At 63.5% G+C, this 18,884-nt stretch carries 16 protein-coding genes and 2 tRNA genes; 12 read left to right on the top strand and 6 right to left on the bottom strand.

Annotated features, from left to right (window positions below):
• Positions 1–10: 10 nt before the first annotated feature.
• The 3 genes from V1479_RS12965 to V1479_RS12955 form a co-directional block, all read right to left on the bottom strand.
• The gene (locus tag V1479_RS12965) at positions 11–1,021 is read right to left on the bottom strand and encodes a TRAP transporter substrate-binding protein (protein WP_368803246.1); all 1,011 of its coding nucleotides are present in this window, start codon (positions 1,019–1,021) and stop codon (positions 11–13) included.
• A gap of 124 nt (positions 1,022–1,145) precedes the next feature.
• Positions 1,146–2,402: a class I SAM-dependent methyltransferase gene (locus V1479_RS12960; RefSeq protein WP_368803245.1), complete on the bottom strand. Its 1,257-nt coding sequence runs from the start codon at positions 2,400–2,402 to the stop codon at positions 1,146–1,148.
• 385 nt (positions 2,403–2,787) lie between these two features.
• Positions 2,788–2,862, bottom strand: a tRNA-Asn gene (locus V1479_RS12955).
• 170 nt (positions 2,863–3,032) lie between these two features.
• Here V1479_RS12955 and V1479_RS12950 point away from each other — a divergent pair.
• The 10 genes from V1479_RS12950 to ilvD all read left to right on the top strand — a co-directional run bounded on the left by V1479_RS12950 (position 3,033) and on the right by ilvD (position 15,184).
• Positions 3,033–3,335: a hypothetical protein gene (locus V1479_RS12950; RefSeq protein WP_368803244.1), complete on the top strand. Its 303-nt coding sequence runs from the start codon at positions 3,033–3,035 to the stop codon at positions 3,333–3,335.
• Positions 3,336–3,358: 23 nt separating this feature from the next.
• Positions 3,359–3,847: a CreA family protein gene (locus tag V1479_RS12945; RefSeq protein ID WP_438620522.1), complete on the top strand. Its 489-nt coding sequence runs from the start codon at positions 3,359–3,361 to the stop codon at positions 3,845–3,847.
• Between the two features lie 154 nt (positions 3,848–4,001).
• Positions 4,002–4,075 (top strand) — tRNA-Cys (locus tag V1479_RS12940).
• Positions 4,076–4,427: 352 nt separating this feature from the next.
• Complete coding sequence (locus V1479_RS12935; protein WP_368803243.1) at positions 4,428–5,102, top strand: protein-L-isoaspartate O-methyltransferase family protein; 675 nt, start codon at positions 4,428–4,430, stop codon at positions 5,100–5,102.
• A gap of 204 nt (positions 5,103–5,306) precedes the next feature.
• Entirely contained in the window at positions 5,307–6,689 is a 1,383-nt protein-coding gene (locus V1479_RS12930) for a TolC family outer membrane protein (protein ID WP_368803242.1), read from the top strand.
• Positions 6,690–6,860: 171 nt separating this feature from the next.
• A complete protein-coding gene (locus tag V1479_RS12920; RefSeq protein ID WP_438620521.1) occupies positions 6,861–7,496 on the top strand; it encodes a PopZ family protein in 636 nt (211 codons plus the stop codon).
• Between the two features lie 151 nt (positions 7,497–7,647).
• A complete protein-coding gene (locus tag V1479_RS12915; RefSeq protein WP_368803241.1) occupies positions 7,648–10,548 on the top strand; it encodes a valine--tRNA ligase in 2,901 nt (966 codons plus the stop codon).
• Positions 10,549–10,842: 294 nt separating this feature from the next.
• A complete protein-coding gene (locus tag V1479_RS12910) occupies positions 10,843–11,958 on the top strand; it encodes an OmpP1/FadL family transporter (RefSeq protein ID WP_368803240.1) in 1,116 nt (371 codons plus the stop codon).
• A gap of 264 nt (positions 11,959–12,222) precedes the next feature.
• Complete coding sequence (locus V1479_RS12905) at positions 12,223–13,212, top strand: TerC family protein (protein WP_368803239.1); 990 nt, start codon at positions 12,223–12,225, stop codon at positions 13,210–13,212.
• A gap of 136 nt (positions 13,213–13,348) precedes the next feature.
• Complete coding sequence (gene ilvD / locus V1479_RS12900) at positions 13,349–15,184, top strand: dihydroxy-acid dehydratase (protein ID WP_368803238.1); 1,836 nt, start codon at positions 13,349–13,351, stop codon at positions 15,182–15,184.
• 187 nt (positions 15,185–15,371) lie between these two features.
• Here ilvD and V1479_RS12895 read toward each other — a convergent pair whose 3' ends face one another.
• The gene (locus V1479_RS12895; protein WP_368803237.1) at positions 15,372–15,521 is read right to left on the bottom strand and encodes a hypothetical protein; all 150 of its coding nucleotides are present in this window, start codon (positions 15,519–15,521) and stop codon (positions 15,372–15,374) included.
• Between the two features lie 9 nt (positions 15,522–15,530).
• Between V1479_RS12895 and V1479_RS12890 the strand changes: the two genes are divergently transcribed.
• Positions 15,531–16,340: a tetratricopeptide repeat protein gene (locus V1479_RS12890; protein WP_173191816.1), complete on the top strand. Its 810-nt coding sequence runs from the start codon at positions 15,531–15,533 to the stop codon at positions 16,338–16,340.
• Between the two features lie 33 nt (positions 16,341–16,373).
• Here the strand turns inward: V1479_RS12890 and xth are convergent, their stop codons facing one another.
• Both xth and erpA read right to left on the bottom strand, forming a co-directional pair.
• Entirely contained in the window at positions 16,374–17,156 is a 783-nt protein-coding gene (xth, locus tag V1479_RS12885) for an exodeoxyribonuclease III (RefSeq protein WP_368803236.1), read from the bottom strand.
• 4 nt (positions 17,157–17,160) lie between these two features.
• Positions 17,161–17,511 (bottom strand): iron-sulfur cluster insertion protein ErpA, encoded by a 351-nt coding sequence (gene erpA / locus V1479_RS12880; RefSeq protein WP_173191812.1) that lies wholly within the window; start codon positions 17,509–17,511, stop codon positions 17,161–17,163.
• A gap of 96 nt (positions 17,512–17,607) precedes the next feature.
• Here erpA and V1479_RS12875 point away from each other — a divergent pair, with 96 nt between their 5' ends.
• On the top strand, positions 17,608–18,822 hold the full coding sequence (locus V1479_RS12875) for a deoxyguanosinetriphosphate triphosphohydrolase (RefSeq protein ID WP_368803235.1): 1,215 nt from the start codon (positions 17,608–17,610) through the stop codon (positions 18,820–18,822).
• The last annotated feature ends 62 nt before the right edge of the window (positions 18,823–18,884 follow it).

Below are 18,884 nucleotides of genomic sequence, written 5' to 3'. Positions count from 1 at the left end.
CCGATAGGCGTCAGAGAAGTCCCGCGGACTTCAGGTAGGTCGTGAGCTTTTCGTAGACCTTCTGCGCGTTCTCCGAACGCTCGCCGTAAGGCTGCCACTGCTCCTGGGCGATCTGGCGGAACTTCTTCTTTTCCTCCTCCGACCAGGTGTGGATGGTCACGTCGCCCTGCGCGCGCAGCTTTTCAGCCACCTCTTCGTCGCGTGCGCGGATGCGCGTGGCCAGGTCCTCCGCATAGTCCTTGACCGACTGGGTGAGGACTTCCTTCAGGTCGTCCGGCATGCCGTCCCAGGTCGCCTTGGTGATCGACACCTCGTTGAGCGGCAGGGAATGGAAGCCCGGCCAGATGGGATGCTTGGCGACGTCGTGCAGACCCATGGAATCGTTGGTCGCGAGCGTGGTCGCGTCGGCGGCGCTGATGACGCCCTTGTCGAGCGAGGTGAAGACCTCCGACTGGGGCAGGTTGACGGGCGAGGCGCCCGCGGCGGCGAAGGCCGACTGCACCATGCCTTCGGGTGCGCGCATCTTCACGCCCTTGAAGTCCTCGACACTGTCGATCGGCACCTTGGACGGGATCGCCTCTGCGGTCTGGGCGGCGGGGCCGATGAAGTGCACGCCGTAAGGGGCGAGGATTTCGTTATAGAGCTCCGTGCCGCCACCGTCATTGAAGAAGGCGCGCAGTTCCTCGGGGCTCGAATAGGCACCTACCGGATTGCCGATCAGCGCGAAGGCAGCGTCCTTGCCGGTGAAATAGGAGCTGTCGGTGATATGGCCGTCGAGAATGCCGGCGCCGACGGCGTCGAGCGTTTCGTTGTATTCGACGATCGAGCCGACCGGCAGCATCTCCACCGTGATGCGCCCGTCCGAAAGCTCGCCCACGTGCTTGGCCCAGTCCTGCTGGACTTCGAAGGCGGCGGTGCCCGACGTGTCACTGCTCTGGAACTTCAGATTGTAGGTGTCCTGCGCGAACGCCGTCGTCGCCAGGAGCCCCGCGAAAACGGATGCAGCCAAAAGTTGCTTCATGATGTCTAATCTCCTCCATGAGCGTTACCCGGCGCCTGTGCGGCTGCCGCGTTTCCTCCCCGCTCTGTATACATCCTTTCACGAAGCCTTGCGGCAGATCAATAGGCGATCCCGCCGCCGGCTCTCAGGCCTTGTAGATGACCTGGCGCACGTCGATGTATTCGGCCCGGAAGCCGGCCTCGCAATAATGCAGGTAGAACTCCCACAGCTTGCGGAACCGGTCGTCGAAGCCGAGCGGCACGATCTTTTCCCACGATCCCCGGAAGCGCGTGCGCCATTCGGCGAGCGTGCGGGCATAGTCCTGCGGGAAGATGCGCTCGCGCGCGAAGGTGAGGCCGTGGTCGGCGCCCAGCGCCTTGAGGATCGACGGCGTCGGCAGCATGCCGCCGGGAAAGACGTAGCGCTGGATGAAATCCGGCCGTGCCCGATACCGCTGGAAGGCATGCTCCTTGATGGTGATGATCTGGAAGCCAGCCGTGCCGCCGGCCTTGAGGCAGTCCTTCACCTTGCCGAAGAAGACGGGCCAGTATTTCTCGCCGACCGCCTCAAACATCTCGATGGAGGCGATGCGGTCGTAGCGGCCGGTCTCGTCGCGATAGTCCTGGAACTTGATCTCGACGCGGTCGGACAGGCCGGCCCGTGCGATCCGGGCCTTGGCGAAGTCGTGCTGCTCGCGGCTGATCGTCAGGCCGGTGACGCGGCAACCGATCTCGCGCGCGACGAATTCGGCAAAGCCGCCCCAGCCGCAGCCGATCTCGAGCACATGATCGCCGGGACCGATGCCGGCATCCTGCGCCAGTGCCCTGTACTTGGCCGCCTGCGCGCTTTCCAGATCGTTGGCGCCTGTCGAATAGAGCGCCGACGAATAGGTCATCGAAGGATCGAGCCACTCCTTGTAGAAGGCGTTGCCGAGATCGTAATGGGCGGAAATGTTGCGCTTGGAGCCGGTGCGCGTGTTCTGGTTGAGCCAGTGTCGGACTCGCTGCACGGCCGTCAGCAGCCAGCTTGCGCCTCCGGCGACCGTCTCGCCGGCCTCCTCGTTGATGACGAAGAGTTCCAGCAGCGTGGTGACGTCCGGGCTTTCCCAGTCGCCGTCCATGTAGGATTCGGCGACGCCGATGGTGGCGCCGGTGAAGGCGCGGCCGGGCAGGTTCCAATTGTGCAGAATCACCTCGCCATGCGGGCCGGGGGTCTTGCCTCCCATCTCCAGCACAAGACCCTCGGGCGTGCGCACTGTGAGCGCGCCGCGCGGCAGGCCCATCGCGACCGACAGCATCATGCGCGCACGGACCGGCATGCCGCGCGTCACCTCGGCGAAGTTGGCGGCATCAAGCCTGATTGCAGACGTTTCGCCGGAAACGTCCGGAGTTGCTGCCGACATGGTTGCGTCCTCTGTGATCCGTAGCGGTACGGGCCCGCCTTGCGGCATGTCGCCCGAAAGGCAAACGTTTTCAGGCCGCAATTTGTCATGCGTTCGCGCAATTCTGCAAGAGGCTGGACCAACCGCTGCTGCCATGCCGGCAAAAGGCATTTGACGGATCTCTGCACGGCGCACCGGTGCTGCTCCGTTTTGGGACAGGCCGGCGGGCATGTCGCTTGCTTGGCTGTCTGCGTCGGCGCATGCCGGCCCTGACGGGGGTCCATGGGGCGAACGTCAGGCAAGGGTCTGCCGGGGAACGCGGGCGGGGGCGCCCCGGCAGGCTCGAAAACACCGCGGTGGGCGCTCGGGCCGAAGCGCTCTCAGATGCTGTAAATCCTGGAAAAAGTGGCTCCCCGGGCCGGATTCGAACCAGCGACCAACCGGTTAACAGCCGGTTGCTCTACCACTGAGCTACCGGGGAATAGCCTGCTCATGTGAACGGGGCAGCCTATAGCAAACAGTTTTCCGCTTTGCAAAGCGCCATTCTGCGATTTTTTCGGCTTTTTGTCATTTGCCAACTGGCTTTGGCCAAACGTGCGCCTCATATGTCGCGGACACAGCGTGCCGGCAGGGCCGGAAAGGTGGCATTGGATGGATGAATCGGAAGAAAACGAGGGCAGGACCCGCACGATCAGGTTGCTCGGCCGTGAGATCACCATGCCGCAGTCACGTCTGCTGCGCATCGTCATCGGCGGGCTGCTGGTGTTTCTCGGATGCTTCGGCTTCCTTCCCGTGCTCGGCTTCTGGATGATCCCCGTGGGCCTCGTTATTCTTTCGTACGAATTTGCCACTGTCCGGCGGTGGCGGCGCCGCTCGGAGGTCTGGTGGGCCGAAAAGCGGGGCAGGCGGCGCGCCCGTGAGCGGCAGCCGCTAGACAAGACCGACAGACGCTGATGCGCGAAACGAGGAGAGCAGGAATGCGGGCAATCAAATGGTTCGGCAGCGTCGCGATTGCGATGTCGGTGTGCGGCACGGCATGGGCCGAGCAGGTTGGCGAGGTGGGCGTCGACTGGACGGGCAACGACATCATTGTCGAGGCGATCAAGGATCCCGAGGTGGATGGCGTGACATGCCATGTCTCCTATTTTGACCGGGGCATCATCGACCGGCTGCGCAAGGGCAACTACTTCGAGAATCCGTCGGACACAGCAATTTCGTGCAACCAGACGGGACCGATCACGATCGGCGAAATCGAGCTGGGCGAGGATGGCGAAGAGGTCTTCAAGCAGGGCATCAGCCTGATCTGGAAGGAACAGGTGGTAAACCGCATCTACGACAAGGCCAACGACACACTGATCTATCTGGCCCATTCGCGGCAGGTGCAGGACGGCTCCGCCAAGATGTCGATCTCGACGGTGCCGCTGTATGGGCAAAAGGTGGAGTGGATCAACGGCAAGCCGGAATAGGGCAGACGGCGGACCGCATAGCGCCGGTCATGTCGAAGCGTTCCGTGAACCTTATTCGGAATGGCGCCGCGGATTTCTTTCAGAACGGACAGCCGGCGCTTGACGCGGTTTGCGCCTCAACCTATTGAGGCGCCTGCAAACGCGCATGCGTCGAGGCCTCGTGGCGGAGTGGTTACGCAGAGGACTGCAAATCCTTGCACCCCGGTTCGATTCCGGGCGAGGCCTCCAATTCGCGACTTCCAGGCGGTTTCTTCCTACATCTCGGCTTGTATTTTCCTGCGCAGCGGGACGACAGGCGCGTTGCCGGTTCAGCCGCATCGGCGATTGGGACGGTAAAGGGCTGGCGCCTATATCTCAAAAGATGCCCGGCATTATCCAACAAAGGGTGTTCGGCGCCCTTGAGGTGCGGCATTCGGATCGCTAAGTGCTTCATTGACGGTGCGGGCGAATTTTGTCACACCCGCGCGGAACATGTAGCACATCGTCGGGTCACGCCTTCTGGCGGACGCCGGGCTTTCCGGGAAGGCGATGTTCTATCCGATTGGGCAGAGCGCCGGCGCGGCGCCGGACGGGTTGAGACATGACGGCCGATTTCCACGAACAGCGGGTCAAGATGGTCGATGGCCAGGTGCGCACGACCGATGTGACGAATGTCGCCATTCTGAGTGCGATGCTGACGCTACCGCGTGAGGATTTCGTGCCTGCCGCCAAGCGTGCGCTTGCCTATATCGACGAGGATCTGGAGGTTGCTCCGGCGCGCGACGGAAAGCCTGCCCGCTTCCTGATGGAGCCGTCGCCCTTCGCGCGGCTGTTGCAGCTTGCCGGCGTGCGCGCGGGCGATCTCGTGCTCGATGTGGGTTGCGGAACCGGCTACTCGACCGCCGTGCTTTCCAGGCTCGCCAGCTTCGTGGTCGCGGTCGAAAGCGATTCGGAGCTTGCAGGGCGCGCCAATGAGGTGCTTGCCAGCCTTGGCTGCGAGAACGTTTCCGTGGTCGAGGGACCGTTGACAGACGGCCACGCCGCGCAGGCGCCCTACGACGTCATTTTCATCAACGGCGCGGTCGATGAGGTTTCTCCCGCGCTGTTCGACCAGCTCAACGAGGGCGGACGGCTCGTTGCGGTGGTCGGCGAGGGCAATTCGGGCTGGGCGACGCTCTACGTCAAGGAAGACGGCCTGGTGTCGCGCCGTCACGGTTTCAACGCGGCCGTCAAGCCTCTGGCGGAGTTCCGGCGCGAGCCCGCATTCGAGTTTTAGAGGACGCTGAAGTTTAAAAAGTCCTGAATTGTTACCTATCTGTAACGCCCTCGAGCGGGAAAGTGGTATAGCGTCGAGCACGGGAGCGAGCGGAATCGCTTGAATGCGAGGTCCGATAGTTATGTTGCTCGTCGTACAGCGGCGATGGATCAATTCGGTTGGGGTGCTTCAGGCAGGTCCCGTCGAGACTTTAAGAGGTGGTTCGTGTCTGTTGTTCGCAAAGGCCTTTTTGCTGCGGTTGCACTGTCGGGGGTTCTGTCCTTCGTCGTGCCGTCTCTGGCCGAGACGATTCATGGCGCGATGGCTAAGGCCTATCAGAACAATTCCAGCCTGAATTCGGCGCGTGCCGGCGTGCGCGTGACGGACGAGGGTGTTGCGATTGCCAAATCGGGCTGGCGTCCTGTGATCGGCGCGACCGGCAGCCTCACCTATACCAGCAGCAACAACAGCGGCGAGGTTCGTGCGGGCTCCTTCGGCGTGCAGATCCAGCAATCGCTGTTCGACGGCTTCCAGACGCAGAACAATGTGCGCGCCGCCGAGTCGCGAGTGCGTGCATCCAACGAGAGCCTGCGCAACAGCGAGCAGGACATTCTCTTCAATGCGGCGGCCGCCTATCTCGACGTGCTTCGCGATCGCCAGATCGCCGTCTTCCGTGAGCGCAACCTGGACTTCCTCAGCGAGCAGGTTCGCGCAGCGTCCTCGCGTTTCGAGGTGGGTGAGGGCACGCGCACGGACGTTGCACAGGCGCAGGCACAGCAGGCCGCGGCCGTTGCCCAGTTGAGCGCTGCGCGCGCTCAGGTGCAGGTCAGTGAAGCCGCCTACCTCAACTTCGTCGGCGACAGGCCGGGCCGACTGGAGGGTGCGCGGCCTATATCCAAACTGCTGCCTAACGGCATCGAAACGGCCATTGGCGCGGGGCTGAACGAGCATCCGGCCATACGTGCGACGCTGCATCTGGTCGACGCGGCCTCCTTTGTGGTGAAGGCCACCGAGGGGTCCCTGCTGCCGCAGGTGAACGCGCAGGCAGGCGTATCGAGCAGCTTCCGCGACACCAACCTGCCGGGCGTCGGTGGCGGCGCGGTGGGCGACGGAACCACCAATTCCGCATCGATCGGCCTCAACCTGACGATCCCGATCTATCAGGGTGGGCGTGTTTCGGCGCAGGTACGCCAGTCCAAGGAATCGCTTGGACAGGCTCGCATCGAGGTCGACGTCGCGCGTGACAGCGTTCGCCGGGCGGTCACGGCCGCTTGGACGCAATATGTCGCCGCGCGCGAGGTGGTGGCTGCCAACCGCGAACTAGTGTCCGCCGCGCAGCTCGCGCTCTCCGGCGTGATCGAGGAACGCGACGTCGGCCAGCGCACGACGCTCAACGTGCTCGAGGCGCAGGCCGACGTGATCACCGCCCAGATCAACCTTGCTTCTGCCGAGCGCGACGTGGTGGCCGCCAGCTATGCCATCGTTTCCGCGATGGGCAGGCTTTCGCCTGACCGGCTCGGCCTGGCCGTCGAAAACTACAATCCGCGCGAGCATTACGATGCCGTGAAGGATAAGTGGATCGGCACGCGCACGCCCGACGGCCGCTGAGGCCCGTTCCCGGCGACGCAAAAGACCCAAACTTGTGCGAAAGCTGCGCTGCGCCGCGAGAGGGGATTCTCTCGCGGCGCAGTGTCGTCTAGCCTAGGGACGATTCGGTCGCTGTCTGGCATGCAGGCGGGCGGGGCCGGCAATCGGATCAAGAAGGCGGCGATTTGAGTTATGGCACAGACCGGAAGTGCACAGCGCGAACCCTCCATGGAGGAGATTCTCGCGTCCATTCGCAGGATCATCGAGGATAGCGACACCGCCCGGCAGCCGGGCGAGGATGATGTTGCGCAGGCTGTCGACAATGCGGGAGACGAAGTCGAGGCTTTCCGCGCCGAACTCGACGAACCGGTCGCCTCCGTGGCGCAGCCGGTGGACATGGCAGGCATCGAAGCGCCATCGACTTATGCCGACAGCGTCGAGGTGAAGGAAGATCCCGCGCCGGAAGCTGCCGCTGTGCACGAACCGCAGGAGCCTGCCATGGCGGAAGCCGCATTCGAGGCCGACAGCGTCGACGTCACGCTGGACGACGAGGATCTTTCACCGACCGTCGGCGACGCGCAGGAGCAGGCCGACCCGGTGGGCATGCAGATCAAGCCTGCAATCATCTCCGATCAGGCCGGCCGGCAGGTCGCTGCCGCATTCGGCGAGCTTTCGGAAGTGTTTGCCGCAAGCCGGCGCCGCTCGTTCGACGAGATGGCGGAAGAGATGCTGCGGCCGATGCTGCAGGACTGGCTGGACAACAACCTGCCGACGCTGGTGGAAAAGCTGGTGCGCGAGGAGATCGAGCGGGTCGCGCGCGGCGGCTGACGCTTTCCGTGCGACTGACTTTGTCGACGCCGCCCACCGGGCGGCGTTTTCGTTGGCGGGAACCCGTGGCCTCCGGCGCAGTTGACTTGCCGGGGGGCTTCCGGTTTACACCGGCGCACATCTTCTTCCCGAAATCCGTTGGATCGCTTCGATGCTCGAAAAAACCTACGACGCCAAGTCCGTCGAACCCCGGATCGCCCAGGCGTGGGAGGATGCGAACGCATTCGCCGCCGGAGCGGGCTCGAAGCCGGGCGCGGAAGCCTTCACCATCGTGATCCCGCCGCCGAACGTCACCGGCTCGCTGCATATGGGCCATGCGCTCAACAATACGCTGCAGGACATCCTGATCCGCTTCGAGCGCATGCGCGGCAAGAACGTGCTGTGGCAGCCCGGCATGGACCATGCCGGCATTGCGACGCAGATGGTGGTCGAACGCCAGCTCGCCGAAAGCGGGCTGAAAAGGCGCGACATGGGGCGCGAGCAGTTCATCGACCGCGTCTGGAGCTGGAAGGAGCAGTCCGGCGGTTCGATCATGCATCAGCTCAAGCGGCTGGGCGCGTCCTGCGACTGGGACCGCGAGCGCTTCACCATGGACGACGGCCTGTCGGAGGCCGTGATCGAGGTGTTCGTCTCGCTCTATCGCGAAGGGCTGATCTATCGCGGCAAGCGGCTGGTCAACTGGGACCCGACATTCGAAACGGCGATCTCCGACCTCGAGGTCGAGAACAAGGAAGCCGCCGGCCACATGTGGCACTTCAAATACCCCTTGGCCGGGGGCGAGACCTATACCTATGTGGAGAAGGATGCCGACGGCAACGTGCTGTTCCAGGAAGAGCGCAACTATATCTCCATCGCCACGACCCGGCCCGAAACCATGCTCGGCGACGGCGCGGTGGCCGTGCATCCGTCCGACGAACGCTATGCGCCGATCGTCGGCAAGTTGTGCGAGATTCCGGTCGGCCCGAAAGAGCATCGCCGCCTGATCCCGATCATCACCGACGAATATCCGGACCCGACCTTCGGCTCGGGCGCGGTGAAGATCACCGGCGCGCACGACTTCAATGACTATCAAGTCGCCCGCCGCAATCACATTCCGCTTTACCGCCTGATGGACACGCGCGCGAGCATGCGGGCCGACGGCGAGCCTTATGCTGTGTACGCAGCGCGGGCCTTGGAGATCGCCAAGTCCGGTGAGTTGCCGGGCGAGGACGAGGTCGACGGGATCAACCTCGTGCCGGACGAATATCGCGGTCTCGACCGTTTCGAGGCGCGCCGACGGATCGTCGAGGCGATCAATGCGGAGGGGCTTGCGGTTACGATCAAGGACGACGAGGGGAACGACATCCCCTACGTTGAAAGCAAGAAAATCATGCAGCCCTTCGGCGACCGCTCGGGCGTGGTGATCGAGCCGATGCTGACCGACCAGTGGTTCGCGGATGCGAAGACGCTGGCCCAGCCGGCAATCGCGTCGGTGCGGGAGGGACGCACCAACTTCGTGCCGAAGAACTGGGAAAAGACCTATTTCGAGTGGATGGAGAACATCGAGCCGTGGTGCATCTCGCGCCAGCTCTGGTGGGGGCATCGCATTCCGGCGTGGTACGGACCGGACGGGCACGTCTTCGTTGCCAAGACCGAGAAGGAAGCGCTCGACCAGGCCGTCGAATATTATCTCGCCGTCGACACGCCGTGGCGCGACTGGGTCAAGGACCAGCTCGAGAATTTCGAGCCGGGCAACATTCTGACGCGCGACGAGGATGTGCTCGACACATGGTTCTCGTCGGCGCTGTGGCCGTTCTCGACGCTCGGCTGGCCGAAAAAGACGAAGGAACTCGACACCTACTACCAGACCGACGTTCTGGTTACCGGCTTCGACATCATCTTCTTCTGGGTGGCCCGGATGATGATGATGGGACTGCATTTCATGGACGAGGAGCCGTTCCACACGGTCTATGTCCATGCGCTGGTTCGCGACAAGAACGGCGCCAAGATGTCGAAGTCGAAGGGCAACGTCATCGACCCGCTCGACCTGATCGACGAATATGGCGCGGACGCGCTGCGCTTCACGCTGGCGATCATGGCCGCGCAGGGCAGGGATGTGAAGCTCGACCCGGCACGCATTGCCGGCTACCGCAACTTCGGCACGAAGCTATGGAACGCGACGCGCTTCGCCGAGATGAATGGCGTTGCCGGCAATCCGGACTTCCGCCCCCAGGACGCGAAGCTGACGATCAACCGCTGGATTCTCACCGAACTGACCCGCACGACCACTGCGGTGACGGACGGGATCACCGGCTATCGCTTCAACGACGCTTCCGCGTCGGCTTACCGGTTCGTCTGGAACCTGTTCTGCGACTGGTATGTCGAGCTGCTGAAGCCGGTCTTCAACGGCGAGGACGAGGCGGCCAAGGCCGAAAGCCGTGCCTGCATGGCCTATGTGCTCGACGAGGTCTACAAGCTGCTCCACCCGATCATGCCGTTCATGACGGAGGAGCTGTGGGCGCAGACGGCCGGCAAGGAGCGCGACACGCTGCTCTGCCACGCCGCGTGGCCGACGCCCGATTTCGAGGATGCTGAAGCCGCCTCCGAGATCAACTGGCTGGTCGATCTCGTCTCCGGCATCCGCTCCGTGCGTTCGGAAATGAACGTGCCGCCGGCCGCGACTGCGCCGCTGGTCATGGTCGGCGCCAACGCCACGACGCGCGAGCGCGTTGCCCGGCACGACCCGGCGATCCGCCGGCTGGCGCGCATCGGCGAAGTCGGGTTCGACGCAACGGCGCCGAAGGGGGTAGCGCAGATCGTGATCGGCGAGGCAACCGCATGCCTGCCGCTCGGCGACCTGATCGACCTCAAGGCGGAGGAGGCGCGGCTCTCCAAGGAACTCGCCAAAAACGCCGACGAGATCGCGCGCATCGAAAAGAAGCTCGCCAACCCGAACTTCGTCGCCAAGGCAGCACCGGACGTCGTGGATGCGGAGCGCGAGAAGCAGGCGGAGCTGGTCGACGCGAAAGCCAAGCTGGAGACCGCGCTGGCACGGGTGCGCGAGGCCGGGTAGCCGAACGATTCGGCTTTCAATCGACGAACAGCAGGGCCGCCATGTTGGAATGTGGCGGTCCTAGCGCATTTTCGGCTTATTGTTGCCGTAATGTGACGGGCCGTAACTTATCTCGCAATATCAATGGATTACCGGTGGTTTGTTGCGGCGAAACCGGCTCCGTAGGAGCGGTGTCGACTGCCAGGGCATGTCATCAACCGTCCGATGGTCTGGCCTACCCCCTTTGATGGAGCGCTCTCCTCGTGCATTCTCGGCAAGGTTGTGCCGAGGGAGCGGCATAGAGGAGGGATTTCCATGAGACATCATGCAATAGGTGGGGCGCTGCTTGCGGCTACGATGCTTGCAGCGGGAAGCGCGCAGGCTGGCGGCTTCTCGCGCGGCTCTGCGGATACGGACATTCTGTACGAACCGGGACAGTTCGATTTTCGCGCCGGGGTGACGTTCGTCAGTCCCAGCCGGAAGATCACCAGCGACGGTGATCCCGGCCTCGTCGGCAAGGATTACACGGAGAGCTACTTCATCCCGTCGATTGCCGCAAAGGTGCGGCTGTTCGACCCGCTGAGCTGCGCGGGCACCTACACGCAGGCCTATGGCGGCAGCGTGAATTACGAAGGGCGTCTGCTTCCCGGCAAACTGAGGGAAGAATTCACGGTCGATGAATTCGCACTGACCTGCGCCGCCAAGTTCGGCATGGAGCGTGGCAACTTCTACGTCATCGGCGGCGCCTTCGTGGAGCGCTTCGACTACGAGCGGGTGAATTCGGTCATTCCGGGCGTGGCCAACGCCAATCTCGCGCTGGACGGTACCGACTATGGCTATCGCCTCGGCGTTGCCTACGACATCCCCGAGATCGCTTTCAGGACGCAGCTTCTCTATCGCTCCTCCACGTCCTACGGGGCCGATGGCCGTTTCACTCTGCCGGCGATGGGTGTCGATGCTGCCGCCTTCGGTACCGGCAATCTCCCGCAGAACCTGGAACTCAAGATTCAGAGCGGTATCGCGCCGGGCTGGCTCGCATTCGGCTCGATCAAGTGGACGGACTGGAGCGTGCAGAACCAGCTCGCGGTCTCGGTTCCCGACTTTCCGCCGGCCGACAGCCTCGACGTCTATAACTGGAAGGACGGCTGGACGGTTACCGGAGGCGTCGGACATGCCTTCAACGACCGCATTTCGGGTCTGGCGAGCCTGACCTGGGATCAGGGCGTCAGCACGGGTTGGGACCTGTCGAGCGACACGTGGACCGTAGCGCTGGGCGGTTCGGTGAAGGACACATGGGGCGGCGAGCTACGCGGCGGCGTCGGCGTTTCCTACCTGACATCCGCAGAAGAGGTGTTTGGCGCCAACGCCGGCCGCGCGGTGGACAGCGGCTGGGCCTATGCGCTGAATGTCGGCTACAAGCTGAGCTGGTAAGCAGCACGTTTCGGCCTGCCTGGCGGCAGGCCGACCGATTTCAAAGGCCCGGGGCATGGCACCCCGGGCTTTTTTGTTTGCCGGAAAAGGACCTCAAGCAGCTTTTTCGGCTGATATTGACTGAAAGGCCTTGAATTTCTGCCGGGATAGGCCCATTTTTCCGCACAGTCACCCGGGCCGGGCCCCTCTGGCAGGCGAGGCGTCGCCTGTGATGTCGGACCGATCGACGACGCGCCCACGCAGCGCTACCGAAACTCCAAAAACATGTTTGACCATGAGTGGCTCTGGCCCGGATTCCTGGCGTTCGTCGCCTTGATCCTTTTCTTCGACCTGTTCGTCCTGCACCGCAAGGACCACGTAATCTCCACCCGCGAAGCCTTGTTCACCGTCGGCGGGTATGTCTCGCTGGCGATGCTTTTCGCAGCCAGCATCTTTTACTTCGAGGGACCGCAGCGCGGTTCCGAGTTCCTGACGGGCTATCTCGTCGAGCAGGCGCTTTCGCTCGACAACATCTTCGTGATCGCCCTGATCTTCGCCTACTTCAAGGTGCCGCAGGAAGCGCAATACCGCGTTCTCTTCTACGGCATCGTGGGCGCCATCGTGATGCGATTGTCGCTAATCGTGCCGGGTGTGAAGCTCGTCGATCAGTTCTTCTGGGTCGGCATGATCCTCGGCGTCGTGCTGCTCATCTCCGGCTACAAGATGATGACCTCGGACGGAGACATGGCCGACCCCGGCAACAGCCGGGTCGTCAAATGGCTGCGCAGCACCGGGCGCGTGACCGAGGACTACGAAGGTTCGAAGTTCCTCACCCGGCGCAACGGCGTCCTGTTCATGACGCCGCTGTTCCTTGTGCTGGTGACGGTCGAGATCACCGACCTCGTGTTCGCGATCGACTCGATCCCGGCGGTGCTGGCGATCTCCAACGATCCGTTCATCGTGTTCTCGTCCAATGTGTTCGCGATCATGGGTCTGAGGGCGCTGTTCTTCGTGCTGTCGGGCATGATGCGGGAGTTCCGCTTCCTCAAGCACGGTCTTTCGCTGGTGCTGATCTTCGTCGGTGCCAAGATGATCGTGGCGCATTGGTACAAGCTGCCTTCGGAGCTGGCGCTCGGGGTGGTGGGCGTGCTCATTCTCGGCTCCGTACTCCTGTCGATCTTCATCAAGGAGGAGCCCGACGGCGAGGAACGCACGCCGGAGCAGGTCGCCGATATGGAACGGCGCGCCCATGCCGGCGAGACCGACCGCGCCTGACCGGCGCCAGGCGAAGCCTATTGACGGCATGATGTCAGGGCCGTATCGGAGGGGAGTACCCGCCGGTACGGTCGCTGACATCGTGTCCGTTTGCCGGTAGTATAGGCCAACAAAGAAACGTTGAACTGGAAACGCCATGCCCGCCTATCGTTCACGCACCACCACCCACGGCCGCAACATGGCCGGCGCGCGCGGCCTTTGGCGCGCCACCGGCATGAAGGATGGCGACTTCGGCAAGCCGATCATCGCGGTGGTCAACTCGTTCACGCAGTTCGTGCCGGGCCATGTGCACCTGAAGGATCTCGGCCAGCTCGTCGCGCGCGAGATCGAGGCGGCCGGTGGCGTTGCCAAGGAATTCAACACAATCGCCGTCGACGACGGCATCGCGATGGGGCATGACGGCATGCTCTATTCGCTGCCGTCGCGCGAGATCATCGCCGACAGCGTGGAGTACATGGTCAACGCGCATTGCGCCGACGCCATGGTCTGCATCTCCAATTGCGACAAGATCACGCCCGGCATGCTCAATGCCGCGATGCGTCTCAATATCCCGGCAGTCTTCGTTTCCGGCGGGCCGATGGAGGCCGGCAAGGTCGTCCTGAACGGCAAGACGCATGCGCTCGATCTGGTCGACGCCATGGTTGCTGCGGCCGACGAGAGCGTAAGTGAAGAAGACGTCAAGGTCATCGAGCGTTCGGCCTGTCCGACCTGCGGTTCGTGTTCGGGCATGTTCACGGCGAACTCCATGAACTGCCTGACGGAAGCGCTGGGGCTGTCGCTGCCCGGCAACGGCTCCACGCTCGCCACCCATGCCGACCGCCGCCGGCTTTTCGTCGAGGCCGGCCATCTGATCGTCGATCTGGCCCAGCGCTATTACGAACAGGACGACGAGAGCGTGCTGCCGCGCAATGTCGCCAACAAGCGCGCGTTCGAGAATGCGATGTCGCTGGACATCGCGATGGGCGGCTCCACCAACACGGTTCTGCATATCCTGGCCGCGGCCTATGAGGGCGGCATCGACTTTACGATGGAAGACATCGACCGCCTGTCGCGCAACGTGCCGTGCCTGTCCAAGGTCGCGCCTGCGAAGAACGACGTGCATATGGAAGACGTGCACCGGGCCGGTGGCATCATGCGCATTCTCGGCGAACTGGAGCGCGGCGGGCTGATCCATCGCGACAGCCCGACGGTTCACGAGGCGACGCTGGGCGACGCCATCGATCGCTGGGACATCACCCGCACCAGCAGCGAAACCGTGAAGACGTTCTTCCGCGCCGCGCCGGGCGGTATCCCGACGCAGACGGCGTTCAGCCAGGAGGCCCGCTGGGACGAACTCGACACCGACGGCGAAAAGGGCGTCATCCGCTCGGTCGAGCATCCCTTCTCGAAGGATGGCGGCCTTGCCGTGCTCAAGGGCAACATCGCGCTGGACGGCTGCGTGGTGAAGACCGCCGGCGTGGACGAGTCGATCCTGAAGTTCTCAGGTCCGGCCGTCGTCTACGAAAGCCAGGATGCGGCCGTGAAGGGCATTCTCGGCAACGAGGTCAAGGCGGGCGACGTCGTCGTCATCCGCTATGAGGGGCCGAAGGGCGGGCCGGGCATGCAGGAGATGCTTTACCCGACCAGCTACCTGAAGTCGAAGGGCCTCGGTAAAACATGCGCGCTGCTGACGGACGGACGCTTCTCCGGCGGCACGTCGGGCCTCTCGATCGGCCATGCCTCGCCGGAAGCGGCGCAGGGCGGGGCGATCGGGCTGGTTCGCAACGGCGACATCATCGATATCGACATCCCCAATCGCACGATCGGCCTGCGTCTTTCAGACGACGAGCTTGCCGCCCGCCGCGCGGAGCAGGACAGGCTGGGCTGGAAGCCTGCCGGCCCGCGCAAGCGCAACGTGACGACGGCGCTGAAAGCCTATGCCGCGTTTGCCGCCAGCGCCGACAAGGGCGCCGTGCGCATCCTGCCGGAATAGGGCGCGTTGCCGGGCATCCGGCGATGGAATTGAACGAACGCCAGTGGCTTGCCACTGGCGTTTTTCGTTGTGGCTTTCCGGCAACACTTGTTTCGCCCCGGATAGGCTATGGTCCGGCCTTAAGGAAATTTGCCCACTTCCCGCCATAAACCGAGAGCTAGCTCACGGGCGTCATTGAACGGTGCCGTCAGAGCTGCCGGGCATAAGAAAATTCAACGCCGCAGCCGTCCGCGGCAAGGATGACGATGAAAGCGCAGATGTATCCGACCAGCAGCCATCCCATATGGGCTAGCGCGGTCTCCTGCGTGACATTCGGGTCCGGGCGGGGCTGGAGCAACAGGGTATTATGTCACTAGGTACGGTCGTCAGGGCAGGCATTGTGTGTACGGTCGCGGCCGGCGCGCTGGGTGTTGCCGCACCGCGGGCGCATGCGCTGGATCAGTCGGTTATCGGCAGCCCCGATGAAAAGCGCAGCCCGTGGGCGGTGTTCCGCCTGGGCTTCACCGCCTACCAGAGCGGCCACAAGGAGCAGGCTGTCGAAGCCTATCGATACGCCGCGGACAACGGGCAGCTCGGCGCGCGCTGGAAGCTCGCCCGCATGTATGCCGAAGGCGACGGCGTAACGAAGAACGACTATGAGGCGTTCAAGTTCTTCCAGGCGATCGCCGCGCAGGATGTGGAGCCCGGTTCGCCCGACGAAAGCTATGTCTCCGACGCGCTCGTGGCGCTGGCAGGTTATGCGCGCACCGGCATTCCCGGTACGCCGGTGCATGCGAATGCCTCAGCGGCGCAGGAATATTACATGCGTGCGGCCGCCAACTACCGCAATCCCAAGGCGCAGTTCGAAATCGGCAAGATGTTCCTCAACGGCGAGGGCGGCATGAAGTCGAGCATCCAGCAGGCTGGGCGCTGGCTGCAGCTTGCCGCCGAGAAGGGCCATGCGGGCGCGCAGGCCACGCTTGGCAACCTGCTTTTCCAGAGTGGGAAGGCGGTGAAGGGGCTGGCCATGATGACGGCCGCGCTGGAGCGGGCACAGCCGACCGACAAGCAGTGGATCCGCGGCATGCAAGAAGAAGCCTTTGCGATTGCCGGGGAGGCCGACCGCCGCACCGCTATCGCGCTGGCGCAGGACATGCTCGCCAAGGGCACCAACTGACGCCGAGCGATACCGGCCTCGAACTGCTTCCGTTTACTGAAGAATGGCGACTGCCGGGACGTGATCCGACGGCTTTTCCCAAGCGCGCACGTGCTTCTCGATCGAAGCCGCCTCGAACCGGTTCGCCGCTTCCGGCGACATGAGCAGGTGGTCGATGCGGATTCCGTTGTTCTTCTGCCAGGCGCCGGCCTGGTAATCCCAGAATGTGAATGTGTCACCGGCATCGGTGACGGCGCGGATGGCTTCGGTAAATCCGAGATATTCCAGCTTGCGCAGCGCACCGCGGGTCTCGGGCTGGAACAGGGCGTCGTTGACCCAGTCCTCCGGTCGCCTGGCATCGATCGGCTGGGGAATCACATTGTAGTCGCCGGCCAGAATCAGCGCTTCCTCAAGCTCCAGACGTTCCTGCGCCCAACGATGCAGCCGATCCATCCAGCGCAGCTTGTAGCCGTATTTGCGATCCTCGGTGATGGGGTTGCCGTTGGGCAGATAAAGCGAGACGACGCGCAGGGCGCCGTGCGGCGTGGAGAACACGCCCTCGATGAACCGCGCCTGCTCGTCCTCATCGTCCCCCGGAAGGCCGCGATTGACCTCGTCGAAGCGGAGCTTCGAGAGGATAGCGACGCCGTTGAAGCCTTTCTGGCCGTGTGTCTCGACGTGATAGCCCAGCGCCTCGATCTCCGCGCGTGGGAAGCCCTCGTCAACAGTCTTGATTTCCTGCAGGCAGGCGATGTCGGGCTGGCTGTCGTTCAGCCAGTGCACGAGATTGTCGATGCGAGCCTTGACGCCGTTGATGTTCCAGGTGGCGATCTTCATCGCGTCAGATCGAGAACGAGGTGCCACAGCCGCAGGAGGCGACGGCGTTGGGGTTCCTGATCTGGAAGGACTGGCCCATCAGGTCGTCGACGAAGTCGATGACCGAGCCGCCCATATAGACAAGCGAGAGGTCGTCGATCAGAACGGTCGCACCATCGCGCTCAATAGCGATGTCGTCATCGTTGCGCGAATCGACGAGGTCCATCTTGTAGGAAAAGCCGGAACAGCCGCCGCCTTCGACGGAGACGCGCAGCGCAATCTTGTCGGGCTCCTTGGCGAGGATCTGCGTGATCCGCTTCGCCGCCGTCTCGCTCATTTCAACGCTTTTCATGCCGCTCTTCGCGTCGACGCCCATGGCTGTCACCTTGCGTTTGCATCATCCCAATAGGTATGAAGCCGCAACGGGCAAGTCAACAAGCGGGCGACCGGGGCTTGGCATCAGGTGACGGAATTGTCAGCATCTTTCGACGGGATCGGCTTCGGCTACCGGCCGCGTGCAGCCTATGCATGCGACCCGGCTTTGACGCGCGGCCGCTTTTACGATGAACCGGAAAGCCCGACGCGCACGCCGTTCCAGCGCGACCGCGACCGCATCATTCATTCCACCGCGTTCCGGCGGCTCAAGCACAAGACCCAAGTCTTCATCGCGCATGAGGGCGACCATTATCGTACGCGGCTGACGCATTCGATCGAAGTCGCCCAGATCGCGCGGGCGCTTGCGCGTGCACTGTGCGTGGACGAGGATCTGGCCGAGGCCATCGCTCTGGTGCACGATTTCGGCCACACGCCTTTCGGCCATACCGGCGAGGACGCGCTGGATGCGATGATGAAGCCATGGGGCGGCTTCGACCACAATGCGCAGTCGCTGCGTATCGTCACCCGCATCGAGCGGCGCTATGCGGAGTTCGAAGGTCTGAACCTGACCTGGGAGACGCTGGAAGGGCTGGTCAAGCACAACGGACCACTGACAGATTGCGAGGGAAGGGGACTTGCCGGGCCGGTGCCGGCGACCATCGTCAACTTCTCCGAGCTGTTCGATCTCGAGCTGGACAGGTTCGCGTCCGTCGAGGCGCAGGCGGCGGCGATTGCCGACGACATCGCCTACAATACGCACGACATCGACGACGGGCTGCGCGCGGGGCTGCTCAGCCTCGGCATGCTTGACGCGGTTCCGCTGCCTGCGGGCATACTCGCCGCCGTGCGCGCCAAATACCCTCGGCTCGATGACGTGCGAACCGGCCACGAACTGATGCGCCGGCAGATAACCGCCATGGTCGAGGACGTGATCGGCACCGCGCGCGCGAATCTCGATGCGCTTAAGCCTCGGTCGAGCGCCGATATTCACAATGCGGGGCGGCCGGTCGTCACCTTTTCCGATGACATGGCGGCGAAAGAGAAGGAACTGAAGACATTCCTTTATGCCAATCTCTACCGCCACCCGAGCGTAATGGCGGTGCGTGAGGGCGCGGACACGATCGTGCGCGATCTCTTCGGCCACTATTTCGCCAACCCGCGCGACATGCCGGAGGGCTGGCGCGAGGGGCTGGATAGAGCGGAAGACCGGATCAAGGCGCGCGACGTTGCCGACTTCATCGCCGGCATGACCGACACCTACGCGATCAAGGAGCACCGGCGCTTGTTTGACCGGACTCCCGATTTGGGCTAGGCGAAGCGCGACTTTGCGACCGCTATGGCCGCTCCTTTCCACATTCCGACAGAGTCGTCATC

The organism is Neoaquamicrobium sediminum, from assembly GCF_040970315.1.
GTDB classification, from domain to species: domain Bacteria; phylum Pseudomonadota; class Alphaproteobacteria; order Rhizobiales; family Rhizobiaceae; genus Aerobium; species Aerobium sediminum.
This window is presented reverse-complemented; position numbering and strand designations above follow the sequence as displayed.

Bases quoted from the DNA above. Each gene is read 5' to 3' on its own strand.
- V1479_RS12965 (WP_368803246.1), bottom strand. From the start codon at position 1,021: ATGAAGCAACTTTTGGCTGCATCCGTTTTCGCGGGGCTCCTGGCGACG.
- V1479_RS12960 (WP_368803245.1), bottom strand. From the start codon at position 2,402: ATGTCGGCAGCAACTCCGGACGTTTCCGGCGAAACGTCTGCAATCAGG.
- V1479_RS12950 (WP_368803244.1), top strand. From the start codon at position 3,033: ATGGATGAATCGGAAGAAAACGAGGGCAGGACCCGCACGATCAGGTTG.
- V1479_RS12945 (WP_438620522.1), top strand. From the start codon at position 3,359: ATGCGGGCAATCAAATGGTTCGGCAGCGTCGCGATTGCGATGTCGGTG.
- V1479_RS12935 (WP_368803243.1), top strand. From the start codon at position 4,428: ATGACGGCCGATTTCCACGAACAGCGGGTCAAGATGGTCGATGGCCAG.
- V1479_RS12920 (WP_438620521.1), top strand. From the start codon at position 6,861: ATGGCACAGACCGGAAGTGCACAGCGCGAACCCTCCATGGAGGAGATT.
- V1479_RS12915 (WP_368803241.1), top strand. From the start codon at position 7,648: ATGCTCGAAAAAACCTACGACGCCAAGTCCGTCGAACCCCGGATCGCC.
- V1479_RS12910 (WP_368803240.1), top strand. From the start codon at position 10,843: ATGAGACATCATGCAATAGGTGGGGCGCTGCTTGCGGCTACGATGCTT.
- V1479_RS12905 (WP_368803239.1), top strand. From the start codon at position 12,223: ATGTTTGACCATGAGTGGCTCTGGCCCGGATTCCTGGCGTTCGTCGCC.
- ilvD (WP_368803238.1), top strand. From the start codon at position 13,349: ATGCCCGCCTATCGTTCACGCACCACCACCCACGGCCGCAACATGGCC.
- V1479_RS12890 (WP_173191816.1), top strand. From the start codon at position 15,531: ATGTCACTAGGTACGGTCGTCAGGGCAGGCATTGTGTGTACGGTCGCG.
- xth (WP_368803236.1), bottom strand. From the start codon at position 17,156: ATGAAGATCGCCACCTGGAACATCAACGGCGTCAAGGCTCGCATCGAC.
- erpA (WP_173191812.1), bottom strand. From the start codon at position 17,511: ATGGGCGTCGACGCGAAGAGCGGCATGAAAAGCGTTGAAATGAGCGAG.